Annotated in this window: 10 protein-coding genes; 7 read left to right on the top strand and 3 right to left on the bottom strand. The window is 58.2% G+C overall.

All coding sequences use genetic code 11. The features are described from left to right. The first annotated feature begins 58 nt into the window (after positions 1-58). From metB to katG, 4 genes are all read left to right on the top strand, one after another. Positions 59-1,219, top strand: a complete 1,161-nt coding sequence (gene metB, locus ACQG0T_RS22595) for a cystathionine gamma-synthase (RefSeq protein ID WP_017383102.1) — start codon at positions 59-61, stop codon at positions 1,217-1,219. A 2-nt stretch (positions 1,220-1,221) separates the two neighbouring features. Next, positions 1,222-3,654 carry a bifunctional aspartate kinase/homoserine dehydrogenase II gene (locus ACQG0T_RS22590; protein ID WP_017383103.1) on the top strand — a complete coding sequence of 811 codons (2,433 nt, stop codon included), beginning with the start codon at positions 1,222-1,224 and terminating at the stop codon, positions 3,652-3,654. A 226-nt stretch (positions 3,655-3,880) separates the two neighbouring features. Beyond that, positions 3,881-4,771, top strand: a complete 891-nt coding sequence (gene metF, locus ACQG0T_RS22585; protein ID WP_023295622.1) for a methylenetetrahydrofolate reductase — start codon at positions 3,881-3,883, stop codon at positions 4,769-4,771. Positions 4,772-4,915: 144 nt separating this feature from the next. Beyond that, positions 4,916-7,096: a catalase/peroxidase HPI gene (gene katG, locus ACQG0T_RS22580; protein ID WP_017383105.1), complete on the top strand. Its 2,181-nt coding sequence runs from the start codon at positions 4,916-4,918 to the stop codon at positions 7,094-7,096. A gap of 92 nt (positions 7,097-7,188) precedes the next feature. Here katG and gldA read toward each other — a convergent pair whose 3' ends face one another. The 3 genes from gldA to argE form a co-directional block, all read right to left on the bottom strand. Beyond that, complete coding sequence (gene gldA, locus ACQG0T_RS22575; protein WP_003862047.1) at positions 7,189-8,292, bottom strand: bifunctional L-1,2-propanediol dehydrogenase/glycerol dehydrogenase; 1,104 nt, start codon at positions 8,290-8,292, stop codon at positions 7,189-7,191. A 206-nt stretch (positions 8,293-8,498) separates the two neighbouring features. Beyond that, entirely contained in the window at positions 8,499-11,150 is a 2,652-nt protein-coding gene (gene ppc / locus ACQG0T_RS22570; RefSeq protein ID WP_017383108.1) for a phosphoenolpyruvate carboxylase, read from the bottom strand. Between the two features lie 271 nt (positions 11,151-11,421). After that, entirely contained in the window at positions 11,422-12,573 is a 1,152-nt protein-coding gene (argE, locus tag ACQG0T_RS22565; RefSeq protein WP_015569956.1) for an acetylornithine deacetylase, read from the bottom strand. 88 nt (positions 12,574-12,661) lie between these two features. Here argE and argC point away from each other — a divergent pair, with 88 nt between their 5' ends. From argC to argH, 3 genes are all read left to right on the top strand, one after another. Continuing rightward, entirely contained in the window at positions 12,662-13,666 is a 1,005-nt protein-coding gene (gene argC, locus ACQG0T_RS22560; RefSeq protein ID WP_015569957.1) for an N-acetyl-gamma-glutamyl-phosphate reductase, read from the top strand. A gap of 6 nt (positions 13,667-13,672) precedes the next feature. After that, positions 13,673-14,449 carry an acetylglutamate kinase gene (argB, locus tag ACQG0T_RS22555; protein ID WP_088567109.1) on the top strand — a complete coding sequence of 259 codons (777 nt, stop codon included), beginning with the start codon at positions 13,673-13,675 and terminating at the stop codon, positions 14,447-14,449. Between the two features lie 105 nt (positions 14,450-14,554). Beyond that, complete coding sequence (argH, locus tag ACQG0T_RS22550; RefSeq protein ID WP_059295551.1) at positions 14,555-15,928, top strand: argininosuccinate lyase; 1,374 nt, start codon at positions 14,555-14,557, stop codon at positions 15,926-15,928. Positions 15,929-16,069 lie beyond the last annotated feature (141 nt).

The following is a 16,069-nucleotide window of genomic DNA, read 5'->3' as shown; positions in this document are numbered from 1 at the left end:
ACTTTCAATGTTTACTCTGGTGCCTGACTTTTCACCTCATTCGCCAGGAAGCCTCACCATGACGCGTAAACAGGCCACCATCGCAGTGCGTAGCGGATTGAATGATGACGAGCAGTACGGCTGCGTTGTCCCGCCAATTCATCTCTCCAGCACCTATAATTTCACCGGATTTAATGAACCCCGCGCGCATGACTACTCGCGTCGCGGCAATCCTACGCGTGACGTCACCCAGCGCGCGCTGGCGGAACTGGAAGGCGGCGCGGGTGCGGTATTAACCAATACCGGCATGTCTGCCATTCACCTGGTGACTACGGTGTTCCTGAAACCTGGCGATCTGCTGGTGGCGCCGCACGACTGTTATGGCGGCAGCTATCGTCTGTTTGATAGCCTGGCGAAACGTGGCTGCTACCGTGTGCTGTTTGTCGATCAAAACGACGAACAGGCGCTGAAACAGGCGCTTGCCGAGCAGCCGAAGCTGGTGCTGGTGGAAAGTCCAAGCAATCCATTGTTGCGCGTAGTCGATATTGCGAAAATTTGTCAGCTCGCAAGGGATGCGGGAGCGATAAGTGTAGTGGATAATACGTTCCTCAGTCCGGCCCTTCAGAACCCACTGGCACTGGGTGCCGATCTGGTATTGCATTCATGCACTAAATATCTGAACGGCCATTCTGACGTGGTGGCGGGCGTGGTGATTGCCAAAGATCCTGATGTTGTCACCGAACTGGCATGGTGGGCCAATAACATTGGCGTCACCGCGGGCGCGTTCGACAGCTATTTGCTGCTGCGCGGTATCCGCACGCTGTCTCCGCGTATGGACGTGGCGCAGCGTAATGCCCAGGCGATCGTGGATTTCCTGAAAACCCAGCCGCTGGTGAAGAAGCTTTATCACCCGTCGCTGCCGGAAAATCAGGGGCACGAGATTGCCGCGCGCCAACAGAAAGGATTTGGCGCGATGTTAAGTTTTGAACTGGACGGTGACGAGCAAACGCTGCGTCGCTTCCTGAGCGGGTTGTCATTGTTTACGCTGGCGGAATCCTTAGGGGGAGTAGAAAGCTTGATCTCCCACGCCGCAACCATGACGCACGCAGGTATGGCACCCGAAGCACGTGCCGCCGCCGGGATTTCCGAGACGCTGCTGCGTATCTCGACCGGTATTGAAGATTCTGAAGATTTAATTGCCGATCTGGAAAATGGCTTCCGGGTCGCAGCCAAGGGGTAATCATGAGTGTGATAGCGCAGGCAGGGACGAAGGGTCGTCAGCTGCACAAGTTTGGTGGTAGTAGTCTTGCTGATGTGAAATGTTACCTGCGTGTCGCAGGGATCATGACCGAGTATTCACAGCCGGGAGACATGATGGTTGTCTCTGCGGCGGGCAGCACCACCAACCAGTTGATTAGCTGGCTGAAACTGAGCCAGACCGATCGCCTCTCTGCGCATCAGGTGCAACAGTCCTTACGTCGTTACCAGAGTGAACTGATTGCCGGTTTGCTGCCTGCGGACGTGGCGGACGGGCTGATTAGCGCTTTTACGCACGACCTTGAGCGTCTGGCCGCTCTGCTGGACAGCGGCATTACCGATGCAGTGTATGCGGAAGTGGTTGGCCACGGTGAAGTGTGGTCTGCGCGCCTGATGGCCGCCGTGCTGCAACATCTTGGTGTGGAAGCCGCCTGGCTCGACGCGCGTGATTTCCTGCGTGCCGAACGTGCCGCACAGCCGCAGGTGGACGAAGGGTTGTCTTACCCGCTGCTGCAACAGCTGCTGGTGCAACATCCTGGTAAACGTATTGTCGTCACCGGTTTTATCAGCCGCAGCAATGCTGGCGAAACCGTTCTGCTGGGCCGTAACGGCTCTGACTACTCGGCAACGCAGATTGGCGCCCTGGCGGGCGTGTCCCGCGTCACCATCTGGAGCGACGTGGCCGGTGTCTACAGCGCGGACCCGCGCAAAGTAAAAGATGCCTGCCTGCTGCCGCTGCTGCGTCTCGACGAAGCGAGCGAACTGGCGCGTCTGGCGGCCCCGGTGCTGCACGCGCGCACGCTACAGCCGGTTTCCGGCAGCGACATCGACCTGCAACTACGCTGTAGCTACACGCCGGATCAGGGTTCCACCCGCATTGAACGCGTGCTGGCATCCGGCACGGGCGCGCGCATTGTCACCAGCCATGATGACATCTGCCTGATTGAGTTCCAGGTGCCTGCGGGCCAGGATTTCAAACTGGCACACAAAGATATCGACACCATCCTGAAACGTGCCCAGGTGCGTCCGCTGGCCGTTGGCGTACATAACGATCGTCAGCTGTTGCAGTTCTGCTATACCGCTGAAGTGGTGGACAGCGCCCTGAAAATTCTGGATGAAGCGGGCCTGCCGGGCGAGCTTCGCCTGCGTCAGGGGCTGGCGCTGGTGGCGATGGTGGGCGCGGGCGTCACCCGTAACCCGCTCCACTGCCACCGCTTCTGGCAGCAACTGAAAGGTCAGCCGGTGGAGTTCACCTGGCAGTCGGAAGAGGGCATCAGTCTGGTTGCCGTGCTGCGTAAAGGGCCAACCGAAAGCCTGATTCAGGGTCTGCACACCTCCCTGTTCCGCGCGGAAAAACGCATCGGCCTGGTACTGTTCGGGAAAGGGAACATCGGTTCCCGCTGGCTGGAGCTGTTCGCCCGCGAGCAGGTAACGCTTTCGGCGCGTACCGGGTTTGAATTTATTCTGGCAGGGGTGGTGGACAGCCGCCGCAGCCTGCTGAACTACGAAGGGCTGGACGCCAGCCGGGCGCTGGCCTTCTTTAACGATGAAGCGGTTGAGCAGGATGAAGAGTCGCTGTTCCTGTGGATGCGCGCGCACCCGTACGACGATCTGGTGGTGCTGGACGTGACTGCCAGCGAACAGCTGGCCGATCAGTATCTGGATTTCGCCAGCCACGGTTTCCACGTCATCAGCGCCAACAAACTGGCGGGCGCGAGCAGCACTGATAAATACCGTCAGATCCATGACGCATTCGAAAAAACGGGCCGTCACTGGCTGTATAACGCCACCGTTGGCGCGGGCCTGCCGGTGAACCATACCGTGCGCGACCTGATTGAAAGCGGCGACAGTATTCTGGCGCTGAGCGGGATCTTCTCCGGCACGCTCTCCTGGCTGTTTTTGCAGTTTGACGGCACCGTTCCGTTCACCGACCTGGTGGATCAGGCGTGGCAGCAGGGCTTAACCGAGCCGGATCCCCGCGTTGACCTTGCCGGTAAAGATGTGATGCGTAAGCTGGTGATCCTGGCGCGTGAAGCGGGCTACGACATTGAGCCGGGTCAGGTACGCGTTGAGTCGCTGGTGCCTGCGGGCTGCGAGGAAGGGTCCGTCGATCACTTCTTCGAGAACGGCGACGAGCTGAACGAGCAGATGGTGCAACGTCTGGAAGCGGCTAACGAGATGGGCCTGGTGCTGCGTTACGTGGCGCGCTTCGAGGCGAACGGTAAAGCGCGCGTGGGCGTGGAGGCGGTGCGTCCTGAACATCCGCTGGCGGCGCTCCTGCCGTGCGATAACGTCTTCGCCATCGAAAGCCGCTGGTATCGCGATAACCCGCTGGTGATCCGTGGCCCGGGCGCGGGACGCGATGTCACCGCCGGAGCCATTCAGTCTGACATTAATCGTCTGGCTAAGCTGCTGTAATTTCGCTTGTTCCCTCTCCCCGTGGGAGAGGGTTAGGGTGAGGGCAGCAGACCGCACTCACCCCCATCATGAACGCCCTTCATCTTGCCTGAACAAACCTCACCGTTATTGTTGATTATTTCTGTTGACGTCATCCCGCTTTTCCGTCATTTTTACATCTGGACGTCTAAACGTATAGAAGTTCACAACACAACAAACATCGACACGCGAAAGATAGAGGTAAGGTATGAGCTTTTTTCACGCCAACCAGCGGGAAGCCCTGAATCAGAGCCTGGCCGAAGTAAACGGCCAGATTAACGTCTCTTTTGAATTTTTCCCGCCGCGCACCAGTGAAATGGAGCAAACCCTGTGGAGCTCTATCGATCGCCTGAGCAGCCTGAAGCCGAAGTTCGTCTCCGTAACCTACGGCGCCAACTCCGGTGAGCGTGACCGCACGCACAGCATCATTAAGGGCATTAAAGATCGAACCGGTCTGGAAGCGGCACCGCACCTGACCTGTATCGACGCCACCCGTGATGAACTGCGCGCCATTGCCCAGGACTACTGGAATAACGGCATTCGTCACATTGTGGCCCTGCGCGGCGACCTCCCGCCAGGCAGCGGCAAGCCAGAGATGTTTGCCGCCGATCTGGTCGGGCTGCTGAAAGACGTTGCCGACTTTGATATCTCCGTGGCCGCCTACCCTGAAGTTCACCCGGAAGCCAAAAGCGCCCAGGCGGATCTGCTCAACCTGAAGCGTAAAGTGGAGGCCGGTGCTAACCGCGCGATTACTCAGTTCTTCTTTGACGTGGAAAGCTACCTGCGCTTTCGCGACCGCTGCGTCTCGGCGGGTATTGATGTCGAAATCATTCCTGGCATTCTGCCGGTCTCGAACTTCAAACAGGCGAAGAGATTCGCAGATATGACCAACGTGCGCATTCCGCTGTGGATGTCCAAAATGTACGAAGGGCTGGACGACGATCCGGAAACCCGTAAGCTGGTGGGGGCCAATATCGCGATGGACATGGTGAAGATTTTAAGTCGCGAAGGGGTGAAAGATTTCCATTTCTATACCCTGAACCGCGCGGAAATGAGCTACGCCATTTGCCATACGCTCGGTGTTCGCCCGGCGCTGTAAAGTAAAAAACCCTCATAAAATGAGGGTTTTTTAATCGAACGGAGAGTTAAAAGGTATTAGCTATCGAATCTGTGGATTAATTCAACTATCTCTTATCGCTAGTGGTGTATATCGTAACGGTAACACTGTAAAGGGAGCATAGCGATGAGCATGTCAGACGAGACCAATAACGCGGCATCCGCCGGCAAATGTCCGTTCCACCAGGGCGGCGTCGATCATAGCGCGGGTGCAGGTACCGGCAGCAAAGAATGGTGGCCTAAACAACTTCGCATCGATCTACTTAATCAACACTCCAGCCGTTCTAACCCTCTGGGTGAAGACTTCGACTACCGCAAAGAATTCAGCAAGCTCGACTATTCCGCCCTTAAGGGCGATCTCAAAGCACTGTTAACCGACTCACAACCGTGGTGGCCTGCCGACTGGGGCAGCTATGCGGGCCTGTTTATCCGTATGGCCTGGCACGGTGCGGGTACCTATCGCTCCGTTGACGGTCGCGGCGGCGCCGGACGCGGTCAGCAACGCTTTGCACCGCTGAACTCCTGGCCGGATAACGTCAGCCTGGATAAGGCTCGCCGCCTGCTGTGGCCAATTAAGCAAAAATACGGACAAAAAATCTCCTGGGCTGACCTCTTTATCCTCGCGGGTAACGTGGCGCTGGAGAACTCCGGCTTCCGCACCTTTGGTTTCGGTGCCGGGCGTGAAGACGTTTGGGAACCGGATCTGGACGTGAACTGGGGCGATGAAAAAGCCTGGCTGACCCACCGTGACCCGGAAGCGCTGGCGAAGCGCCCGCTTGCGGCCACCGAAATGGGCCTGATTTACGTTAACCCGGAAGGGCCGAACGCCAGCGGTGAACCGCTGTCTGCGGCGGCGGCGATCCGCGCTACCTTTGGCAACATGGGCATGAATGACGAAGAGACCGTCGCGCTGATTGCGGGCGGCCATACGCTCGGTAAAACGCACGGCGCAGGTGAAGCCACGCACGTGGGCACTGACCCGGAAGCGTCGCCGATTGAAGCGCAGGGCCTGGGCTGGGCCAGCACGCACGGCACCGGTATTGGCGCTGACGCCATCACCTCCGGGCTGGAAGTTATCTGGTCTCAAACCCCGACCCAGTGGAGCAATTACTTCTTCGAGAACCTGTTCAAATACGAATGGGTGCAGACGCGTAGCCCGGCGGGCGCCATTCAGTTCGAAGCCGTGGATGCGCCGGAAATTATGCCTGACCCGTTCGACCCGTCGAAAAAACGCAAGCCAACCATGCTGGTCACCGATCTGACGCTGCGTTTTGATCCGGAATTCGAGAAAATTTCCCGTCGCTTCCTGAACGATCCGCAGGCCTTCAACGAAGCCTTTGCGCGCGCGTGGTTCAAGCTGACCCACCGCGATATGGGGCCAAAAGCGCGGTACATCGGCCCGGAAGTACCGAAAGAAGATCTGATTTGGCAGGATCCGCTGCCTCAACCGGTGTTCCATCCGACGCAGGAAGATATTGAAAGCCTGAAAGCGGAAATCGCGGCCTCTGGTCTCTCCGTGAGCGAGCTGGTTTCCGTGGCCTGGGCGTCGGCATCGACCTTCCGCGGCGGCGACAAGCGTGGCGGCGCTAACGGCGCGCGTCTGGCGCTGGCGCCTCAGCGCGACTGGGATGTGAACGCCGCAGCGGTGCGGGCGTTACCGGCTCTGGAAGCTATCCAGCGCACCACTAATAAAGCCTCACTGGCCGATATCATCGTGCTGGCAGGTGTTGTGGGCGTTGAGCAGGCGGCGAAAGCCGCGGGCGTTTACGTCAACGTACCGTTCACCCCGGGCCGCGTGGATGCGCGTCAGGACCAGACGGACATCGAGATGTTTAACCTGCTCGAACCGGTTGCTGACGGTTTCCGCAACTACCGTGCGCAGGTGGATGTATCCACCACGGAGTCGCTGCTGATCGACAAAGCCCAGCAGCTGACCCTGACCGCGCCGGAACTGACGGTGCTGATCGGCGGTCTGCGCGTACTGGGTGCAAACTTCGATGGCAGCAAGAATGGCGTGTTTACCAACCGCGAGGGCGTGCTGAGCAACGACTTCTTCGTTAATCTGCTGGATATGAACACCCAGTGGAAAGCGACCGACGACTCAAACGAGCTGTTTGCCGGTAGCGATCGCGCCAGCGGGGAAGTGAAATACACCGCGACCCGCGCCGATCTGGTCTTCGGTTCAAACGCCGTCCTGCGTGCGCTGGCCGAAGTTTACGCCAGCAGTGATGCACACGAGAAGTTCGTTCGTGATTTTGTTGCCGCGTGGGCGCGAGTGATGGATTTGGACCGGTTTGATGTGAAGTAGCCATTGTGCCGGGTGGCGGCTACGCCTTACCCGGCCTACAAATTAAAGTGCCATGTAGGCCGGGTAAGCGCAGCGCCACCCGGCTTTTTTCGTTACTCCCACTCCTGCAAGAATCGCTGTCCGTACTGGTCCGCCACCAGCAGCGCCGCATAGACCTGATCCGGCGTTACGCCGCCAGGCATGTTGTGAATGGTTTCCCCTTCGGCACAGGACGCCTCCGCGATCAGCCGCATTTTGGCCGGAATATCCTCTTTGATATTCAGCTGCGCCAGCGTGATCGGCAGCCCAACACTGTGGCAAAGCGCGGCGACGGTCTCAATTTCTTCAACCGGCGCGTTCTCCAGTACCAGTTGCGTCAGCGTGCCGAACGCGACCTTTTCACCATGGTAGAAATGATGCGCATCCGGCACCGCCGTCATGCCGTTGTGAATGGCATGCGCCGCCGCCAGCCCGCCGCTTTCAAAGCCCACGCCGCTGAGATAGGTGTTGGCTTCGATAATGCGTTCCAGCGCCGGTGTGACCACGTGCTGTTCCGCCGCCAGCATCGCTTTCTCGCCCTCTTCAACCAGCGTGTTGTAGCACAGCTCTGCCAGCGCTAACGCTGCCTGCGTGCACTTGCCGCCCGCCATGGTCGTCGCGCCGCTACGTGAGCAGGCACGCGCTTCAAACCAGGTTGCCAGGGCATCGCCAATCCCGGCGGCCAGCAGGCGTGCAGGTGCGCCCGCCACCACTTTGGTATCGACAATCACCATGTTCGGGTTGTGCGGCAGCATCAGGTAGCGATCGAACTCGCCGCTGTCGGTATAAATCACGGAAAGGGCGCTGCACGGCGCATCGGTGGAGGCAATGGTCGGGGCAATGGCCACCGGCACGTCCATAAAGTGGGCCAGCGCTTTAGCGGTATCCAGCGTTTTACCGCCCCCGATACCCAGCACCGCCAGGCAGTCGGCGCTGTCGGCCAGCTTTTTCAGGCGATCAATTTCATTTTGCGAACATTCGCCACCAAACGGTGCAATTTCGGCATGGAGTCCGGCTTTTTTAAAACTCTGACGCAGGGTTTCTTCAGCAAAACCCAGCACAAATTTATCGCCCACTACCAGCCAGCGGTTCGCCAGCGGCTTCAGGTAGTCGCCGAGGCGAGTAAGAACATCTGCACCCTGGATGTATTTCCCCGGGGATTGAATAACACGGTCCATAACATTACTCCCTTAGTGTTTGAGGTAAATCCTGCCCTGTTCGAACTGCACTAAGAGTGACTCTACTCCCGGCGTGCCGGACATTTTTTGCGCTACGTCTAAGGGAAACGTGATTGCCTTACCGGAGGTAAAGATTGAGGGGGAAATCAGGGAAGGGGGAAGATCGAGAAGTGCCCGGCAAGCGTAGCGCTGCCGGGCACTGAGCATTAACCGGTGTTGCGCATACCTGCCGCAACGCCTGCTATCGTTACCATCAGCGCCTGTTCAACGCGCGGATCCGGCTCTTTACCTTCCTCCTCCGCCAGACGCGAACGGTGTAGCAGTTCAGCCTGTAAAACGTTCAGCGGGTCGGTGTAGATGTTACGCAGCTGGATAGACTCGGCGATCCACGGCAGGTCTTCCATCAGGTGGGAGTCATTAGCGATATCCAGCACCACTTTAATATCGCCTTCAAGCAGCTCGCGCAGCTCTTTACCCAGCGCCCACAGCTCTGGTTTCACCAGACGCTGATCGTAGTATTCCGCCAGCCACAGGTCGGCTTTCGAGAAGACCATCTCCAGCATGCCCAGACGGGTAGAGAAGAACGGCCAGTCGCGGCACATGGTTTCCAGTTCGCTCTGCTTTCCGTCTTCCACCACTTTTTGCAGCGCCGCACCGGCACCCAGCCAGGCCGGCAGCATCAGACGGTTTTGCGTCCAGGCGAAGATCCACGGAATGGCGCGTAGGGATTCAACGCCGCCGGTCGGGCGACGCTTGGCCGGGCGCGAACCCAGAGGCAGTTTACCCAGCTCCTGCTCAGGCGTTGCTGAGCGGAAGTAAGGCACAAAGTCTTTGTTTTCACGCACGTAGCCGCGATAGAGGTCGCAGGAGATGTCAGACAGCTCGTCCATGATCCGGCACCAGGACTCTTTTGGCTCCGGCGGCGGCAGCAGGTTGGCTTCCAGGATCGCACTGGTATAGAGCGACAGGCTGCTGATGGTCACTTCCGGCAGGCCGTACTTGAAGCGGATCATCTCACCCTGCTCGGTCACGCGCAGGCCGCCTTTCAGGCTTCCTGGTGGTTGAGAGAGCAGCGCTGCGTGTGCAGGCGCACCGCCACGACCAATGGAGCCGCCGCGTCCGTGGAACAGGGTCAGTTCAATACCGGCTTTTTCGCAGGTTTTGATTAGCGCATCCTGCGCCTGATACTGCGCCCAGGAGGCTGCCATCACGCCCGCATCTTTCGCGGAGTCGGAATAGCCAATCATCACCATCTGTTTGCCCTGAATAAAGCCGCGATACCAGTCGATGTTCAGCAACTGGGTCATCACGTCGTTAGCGTTGTTCAGGTCGTCGAGGGTCTCAAACAGCGGGGCCACTGGCAGAGCATAGTCAATGCCCGCTTCTTTCAGCAGAAGGTGAACGCCCAGCACGTCGGACGGGGTCTTCGCCATGGAGATCACATAGGCGGCCACCGATCCTTTCGGCGCATCCACGATCGCTTTACAGGTGTTGAGCACTTCGCGGGTGTCGTTGCTTGGCTCCCAGTTGCGCGGCAGCAGCGGGCGCTTGGAGTTCAGCTCGCGGATCAGGAACGCCTGTTTGTCGGCTTCTGACCAGCTTTCATAGTCGCCGATGCCGAGGTAGCGGGTCAGCTCGCCCAGTGCTTCGGTATGACGGGTACTTTCCTGACGAACGTCGATACGCACCAGCGGCACGCCGAAACACTTCACGCGGCGCAGGGTGTCGAGCAGTTCGCCGTTGGCAATGATGCCCATCCCACAGGCCTGGAGCGATTTATAGCAGGCGTACAGCGGCTCCCAGAGCTGTTCGTTCTGGCTCAGCAGACCTTCCGGCTTCGGCAGGCGCTGGCCTTTAAGGCGCGCTTCCAGCCAGGCCTGAGTGGCCATCAGCTGACCGCGCAGTTTTTTCATCAGGAAACGGTACGGTTCGCTGGCGCCTTCTTCACCGGCCAGCGCGCGCAGTTCCGGCGTGGCTTCCACCATCGACAGCTCGGAGATCAGCACCTGAATATCTTTCAGGAACAGGTCGGTCGCTTTCCAGCGGCTCAGCAGCAGGACGTGACGGGTGATTTCCGCCGTCACGTTCGGGTTGCCGTCGCGGTCACCGCCCATCCAGGAGGTGAAGCGCACCGGAACAAAATCAACCGGCAGGCGGTAGCCCAGGTTCTCTTCAAGCTGTTCGTTCAGCTCGCGCAGGTAGTTGGGGACCCCTTCCCACAGGCTGTTTTCCACCACCGCAAAGCCCCATTTGGCTTCGTCGACCGGGCTTGGGCGATGCTTACGAATTTCATCCGTGTGCCAGGACTGGGCAATCAGCTGGCGCAGACGGCGCATAAGCTGGTTACGTTCGTAGTCGGCAATGTCTTTGTTATCCAGTTGCTTCAGACAGTTGTTCACTTCCACCATTTTGTGGATCAGCGTACGACGGGTGATTTCGGTTGGGTGTGCGGTCAGTACCAGCTCCAGCGAAAGGGATTCCACCGCTTTTTTGATGGTCGCTTCGTTGAGGTCGGGCTGGTCTTTGAGTTTACGAAGGGTGCGGGCAATGACTTCCGGGTTGCTGGCCGCTTCGCCTTTTGGCGAAATGCTGTGGTATTGCTCAGCGGTGTTTGCCAGGTTCAGGAACTGGCTGAAGGCGCGGGCAACGGGCAGCAGCTCATCGTTGGAGAGGTTCTGCAAGGTGGTGAGCAGCTCCTGACGATTGGCCTCGTTACCGGCGCGGGAAGATTTGGACAGCTTGCGGATGGTTTCAACGCGGTCGAGGATGTTCTCCCCCAGAGCGTCTTTGATGGTATCTCCAAGCACTTTGCCGAGCATACTGACATTACTACGCAACGCGGAATATTGTTCGTTCATAAAAACCCAGTCACCCCATCATTTTTGTTTATGCCCATGCGAAAATCTTCTGGACATTATTTTGTCATCTCCCTTTATAAAGCCACGTAAAACCCCCGTCGTCAATTGCTGCGAAAACGGTTCAGCAAACGAATAAATGTGGGCAATTTACGAAATTTAATTCGTATTGCGTCAGATAAGAGATGCTTATGGGAATGTGACGAAGATCATGCGATTTGTTGCCCTCACCCTAACCCTCTCCCACAGGGAGAGGGGACTGTTCGGTGCGTTTTTAATGCCAGCAGAAGTGATGCACAACCTGGGTAATGAGTTCGCGAGTGGGCTTGATGAAGCGGGTTTCGAGATATTCGTCCGGCTGGTGGGCCTGGTTGATGGAGCCAGGGCCCAGAACCAGCGTCGGGCACAGCGTCTGAATAAACGGCGCTTCGGTGCAGTAGTTCACCACGTCGGTTTTCTCGCCGAGCAGTTTTTCCACCACCTGAACCAGTTGATGGTCAGGCGGACATTCGTAGCCTGGAATCGGCGGATGCAGTTCGGAGACCGTCAGACGGCCCGGCCAGCGCTCGCTGACCGGTGCCAGCGCTTCGTTCAGTAAGCCATCCAGATCGCTCAGCGTCATGCCCGGCAGAGGACGGATATCCATATGCAGTTCGCAGCAGGCGCAGATACGGTTGGACGCATCACCGCCGTGCAGGCTGCCGAGGTTTAGCGTCGGATACGGCACGGTGAACGCCTCGTAGTGATAGCGCTCTTTCAGATCGTCGCGCAGGGTCATGATGCGGCCAATCGCGTCATGCATCAGCTCGATGGCGTTCACGCCGCGCGCCGGATCGCTGGAGTGGCCGGACTGTCCGAGCACGCGCACCGCGGTAGAAATATGGCCTTTGTGCGCCCGAATCGGTTGCAGAGAGGTCGGTTCGCCGATGATCGCGCAGTCAGGACGAATCGATGTGTTTTCAGAGAAATAACGTGCGCCCGCCATGCTGGTCTCTTCATCGGCGGTCGCCAGAATGTAGAGCGGCTTTTTCAGGGTTGTCACGTCCACGTCACGCAGCGCGTCGAGGATAAAGGCGAAAAAGCCTTTCATGTCGGCGGTGCCCAAACCGTAGAGTTTGTTGTCATGTTCGGTCAGCGTGAACGGATCGCGCGTCCAGCGGCCATCATCAAACGGCACGGTGTCAGTGTGGCCAGCCAGCAGCAGGCCGCCCGCGCCATGTCCGGTACTGGCGAGCAGGTTAAATTTGTGGCGTGTTCCGGGGACGGGCTGAACCTCAACGTTAAACCCAAGATCGCTAAACCAACCCGCCAGCAGATTGATTAAAGACTCATTGCTCTGATCCAGGGCTTCTTCCGTCGCGCTGATGGAGGGTGTGGCAATCAGGGCGCGGTAAATCTCGATAAATGGCGGTAAGTTCATTTTCATTGTTGACACACCTTAGGTCGTGATAGTATCAATATTCATGCAATAAATGTGAATAAAAATACATTATCGTTGAGCATAAAGGAACCCGATGTTGAATACGCTGATTGTAGGCGCTAGCGGTTATGCGGGCGCAGAGCTTGTAAGCTACGTAAATCGCCACCCTCATATGACCATAACCGCTTTGACCGTGTCAGCGCAAAGCAATGATGCCGGAAAGTTAATTTCCGATTTGCATCCACAGCTTAAGGGCGTGGTTGATTTGCCTTTGCAGCCCATGTCTGACATCAGCGAGTTCACCGACGGCGTTGACGTTGTGTTTTTAGCCACGGCGCATGAAGTTAGCCACGACCTGGCACCGCAATTTTTAGCGGCTGGCTGCGTGGTCTTTGATCTCTCCGGCGCGTTTCGCGTTAACGACAGCGCGTTCTACGAAAAATATTACGGTTTCACCCATCAGCACCCGGATCTGCTCGAAAAAGCGGTGTACGGCCTGGCGGAGTGGAGCGCTGACAAACTGAAAGAAGCGGATCTGATTGCCGTGCCGGGCTGCTACCCGACGGCGGCGCAGCTTTCCCTGAAGCCGCTGATCGACGCCGGTCTGCTGGATCTGCATCAGTGGCCGGTGATCAACGCCACCAGTGGCGTGAGCGGCGCCGGGCGCAAAGCGGCGATCTCCAACAGCTTCTGCGAAGTGAGCCTTCAGCCGTATGGCGTGTTTAATCACCGCCATCACCCTGAAATCACCACCCATCTGGGCGCGGACGTGATTTTCACCCCGCACCTCGGCAGCTTCCCGCGAGGGATCCTCGAAACCATTACCTGCCGCCTGAAACCGGGTGTGACCAAAGAACAGGTGAGCGAGGTCTTCACGCAGGCGTATGCGGATAAACCGCTGGTGCGCCTGTATGACAAAGGCGTGCCGGCGTTGAAAAACGTGGTTGGCCTGCCGTTCTGCGACATCGGCTTTGCCGTGCAGGGCGAGCATCTGATTGTGGTCGCCGCAGAAGATAACTTACTCAAAGGCGCTGCCGCACAGGCAATGCAGTGTGCAAATATTCGTTTCGGCTTCCCTGAAACGCAGGCTCTTATTTAAGGTGTGATGATGAATCCATTAATTATCAAACTCGGTGGTGTACTGCTGGACAGCGAAGAAGCGCTGGAGCGCCTGTTTACCGCACTGGTGAACTATCGTGAATCACACCAACGTCCGCTGGTGATTGTGCACGGCGGCGGCTGCGTGGTGGATGAGCTGATGAAAGGGCTCAACCTGCCGGTGAAAAAGAAAAATGGCCTGCGCGTGACGCCAGCGGATCAGATTGACATCATTACCGGCGCGCTGGCGGGAACGGCGAACAAAACGCTGCTGGCGTGGGCGAAGAAACACCATATCGCCTCCGTTGGCCTCTGTCTGGGCGATGGAGATAGCGTAAAAGTGACCCAGCTCGACGAAGAGCTTGGCCATGTTGGACTGGCGCAGCCAGGTTCGCCTAAGCTGATTAACACCCTGCTGGAAGGCGGTTTTCTGCCGGTGGTGAGTTCAATCGGCGTGACCGAAGAGGGCGAACTGATGAACGTCAATGCGGACCAGGCGGCGACGGCGCTGGCGGCAACGCTGGGCGCAGACCTGATCCTGCTCTCCGACGTGAGCGGCATTCTGGACGGCAAAGGCCAGCGCATTGCGGAAATGACCGCCGCAAAAGCCGAGCAGCTGATCGATCAGGGCATTATTACCGACGGCATGATCGTTAAAGTTAACGCCGCGCTGGATGCGGCCCGCACGCTGGGCCGCCCGGTGGATATCGCCTCCTGGCGTCACGCGGAGCAACTCCCGGCGCTGTTTAACGGCACGCCGATTGGCACGCGTATTCTGGCTTAAGATTCTGTGCCGGATGGCGCTTCGCTTATCCGGCCTACGTGAATTTTGTAAGCCCGGTAAGCGCAGCGCCACCGGGCAAAAATATCATCATTAAGGAAATTCGTTATGGCACTTTGGGGTGGGCGTTTTACACAGGCAGCGGATCAGCGGTTCAAACAGTTCAACGACTCTTTGCGCTTCGACTACCGCCTGGCCGAACAGGATATTGTCGGCTCTGTGGCCTGGTCCAAAGCGCTGGTGACCGTTGGCGTGCTGACCGCAGACGAACAGCAGCAGCTGGAAGAGGCGCTGAACAACCTGCTGGAAGAGGTGCGTCTGGATCCGGAGCAAATCCTCCAGAGCGATGCCGAAGATATTCACAGCTGGGTGGAAGGCAAACTGATCGACAAAGTCGGCCAGTTGGGTAAAAAGCTCCATACCGGGCGTAGCCGTAATGACCAGGTGGCGACCGACCTGAAGCTGTGGTGCAAAGAGACCGTCGGCGTACTGCTGGCGGCGAATCGTCAGTTGCAGAGCGCGCTGGTGGACACCGCGCAGAGCAATCAGGATGCTGTGATGCCGGGTTATACCCACCTGCAACGCGCGCAGCCGGTGACGTTCGCGCACTGGTGTCTGGCCTACGTTGAGATGCTGGCGCGTGATGAGAGCCGTTTACAGGATACCTTAAAGCGTCTGGACGTCAGCCCGCTGGGCAGCGGCGCGCTGGCCGGTACGGCGTATGAAATCGACCGTGAGCAGCTGGCAGGCTGGCTGGGCTTTGCCTCCGCCACCCGCAACAGCCTGGACAGCGTCTCTGACCGTGACCACGTGCTGGAGCTGCTCTCGAATGCCTCTATCGGGATGGTGCACCTGTCGCGCTTTGCCGAAGACCTGATCTTCTTTAACTCTGGCGAAGCGGGGTTTGTAGAGCTGTCCGACCGCGTGACGTCCGGCTCCTCCCTGATGCCGCAGAAGAAAAACCCGGATGCGCTGGAGCTGATCCGCGGCAAGTGTGGCCGTGTGCAGGGCGCGCTGACCGGTATGATGATGACCCTGAAAGGGCTGCCGCTGGCATACAACAAAGACATGCAGGAAGACAAAGAGGGGCTGTTCGACGCGCTCGACACCTGGCTGGACTGTCTGCATATGGGCGCGCTGGTGCTGGACGGCATTCAGGTGAAACGTCCGCGCTGCCAGGAAGCGGCGCAGCAGGGGTATGCTAACTCTACCGAGCTGGCGGACTACCTGGTGGCGAAAGGCGTACCGTTCCGCGAGGCGCACCATATTGTGGGTGAAGCGGTGGTGGAAGCGATTCGTCAGGGTAAAGCCCTTGAAGAGCTGGCGCTTGCCGACCTGCAAAAATTCAGCGCGGTTATCGGGGATGATGTCTACCCGATTCTGGCCCTGCAATCCTGCCTGGATAAGCGTGCAGCGAAAGGTGGCGTGTCGCCGAAGCAGGTAGCGCAGGCGATTGCGGATGCGAAAAACCGGTTGGTTTGAATAGTGCGGGCTGGTGCCCTCACCTCGGCCCTCTCCCACAGGGAGAGGGAGAAAAACGGAGCCTGGCTTAGTGCTGGGCTTTTTTTTACGCAAAAAAAAGCGGACCACGGGGTCCGCAAAAGTTCACGTTGGCTTTAGTTT

This window comes from Enterobacter cloacae complex sp. 302F9 (assembly GCF_050030335.1).
GTDB classification, from domain to species: Bacteria; Pseudomonadota; Gammaproteobacteria; order Enterobacterales; family Enterobacteriaceae; genus Enterobacter; species Enterobacter hormaechei_C.
The sequence above is the reverse complement of the archived record's forward strand: the minus strand, read 5'-3'. Positions and strand labels throughout refer to the sequence as shown.

What these genes read in the sequence shown, in the direction of transcription:
- metB (WP_017383102.1), top strand. Translation starts at nt 59, where the DNA reads ATGACGCGTAAACAGGCCACCATCGCAGTGCGTAGCGGATTGAATGAT.
- ACQG0T_RS22590 (WP_017383103.1), top strand. Translation starts at nt 1,222, where the DNA reads ATGAGTGTGATAGCGCAGGCAGGGACGAAGGGTCGTCAGCTGCACAAG.
- metF (WP_023295622.1), top strand. Translation starts at nt 3,881, where the DNA reads ATGAGCTTTTTTCACGCCAACCAGCGGGAAGCCCTGAATCAGAGCCTG.
- katG (WP_017383105.1), top strand. Translation starts at nt 4,916, where the DNA reads ATGAGCATGTCAGACGAGACCAATAACGCGGCATCCGCCGGCAAATGT.
- gldA (WP_003862047.1), bottom strand. Translation starts at nt 8,292, where the DNA reads ATGGACCGTGTTATTCAATCCCCGGGGAAATACATCCAGGGTGCAGAT.
- ppc (WP_017383108.1), bottom strand. Translation starts at nt 11,150, where the DNA reads ATGAACGAACAATATTCCGCGTTGCGTAGTAATGTCAGTATGCTCGGC.
- argE (WP_015569956.1), bottom strand. Translation starts at nt 12,573, where the DNA reads ATGAAAATGAACTTACCGCCATTTATCGAGATTTACCGCGCCCTGATT.
- argC (WP_015569957.1), top strand. Translation starts at nt 12,662, where the DNA reads ATGTTGAATACGCTGATTGTAGGCGCTAGCGGTTATGCGGGCGCAGAG.
- argB (WP_088567109.1), top strand. Translation starts at nt 13,673, where the DNA reads ATGATGAATCCATTAATTATCAAACTCGGTGGTGTACTGCTGGACAGC.
- argH (WP_059295551.1), top strand. Translation starts at nt 14,555, where the DNA reads ATGGCACTTTGGGGTGGGCGTTTTACACAGGCAGCGGATCAGCGGTTC.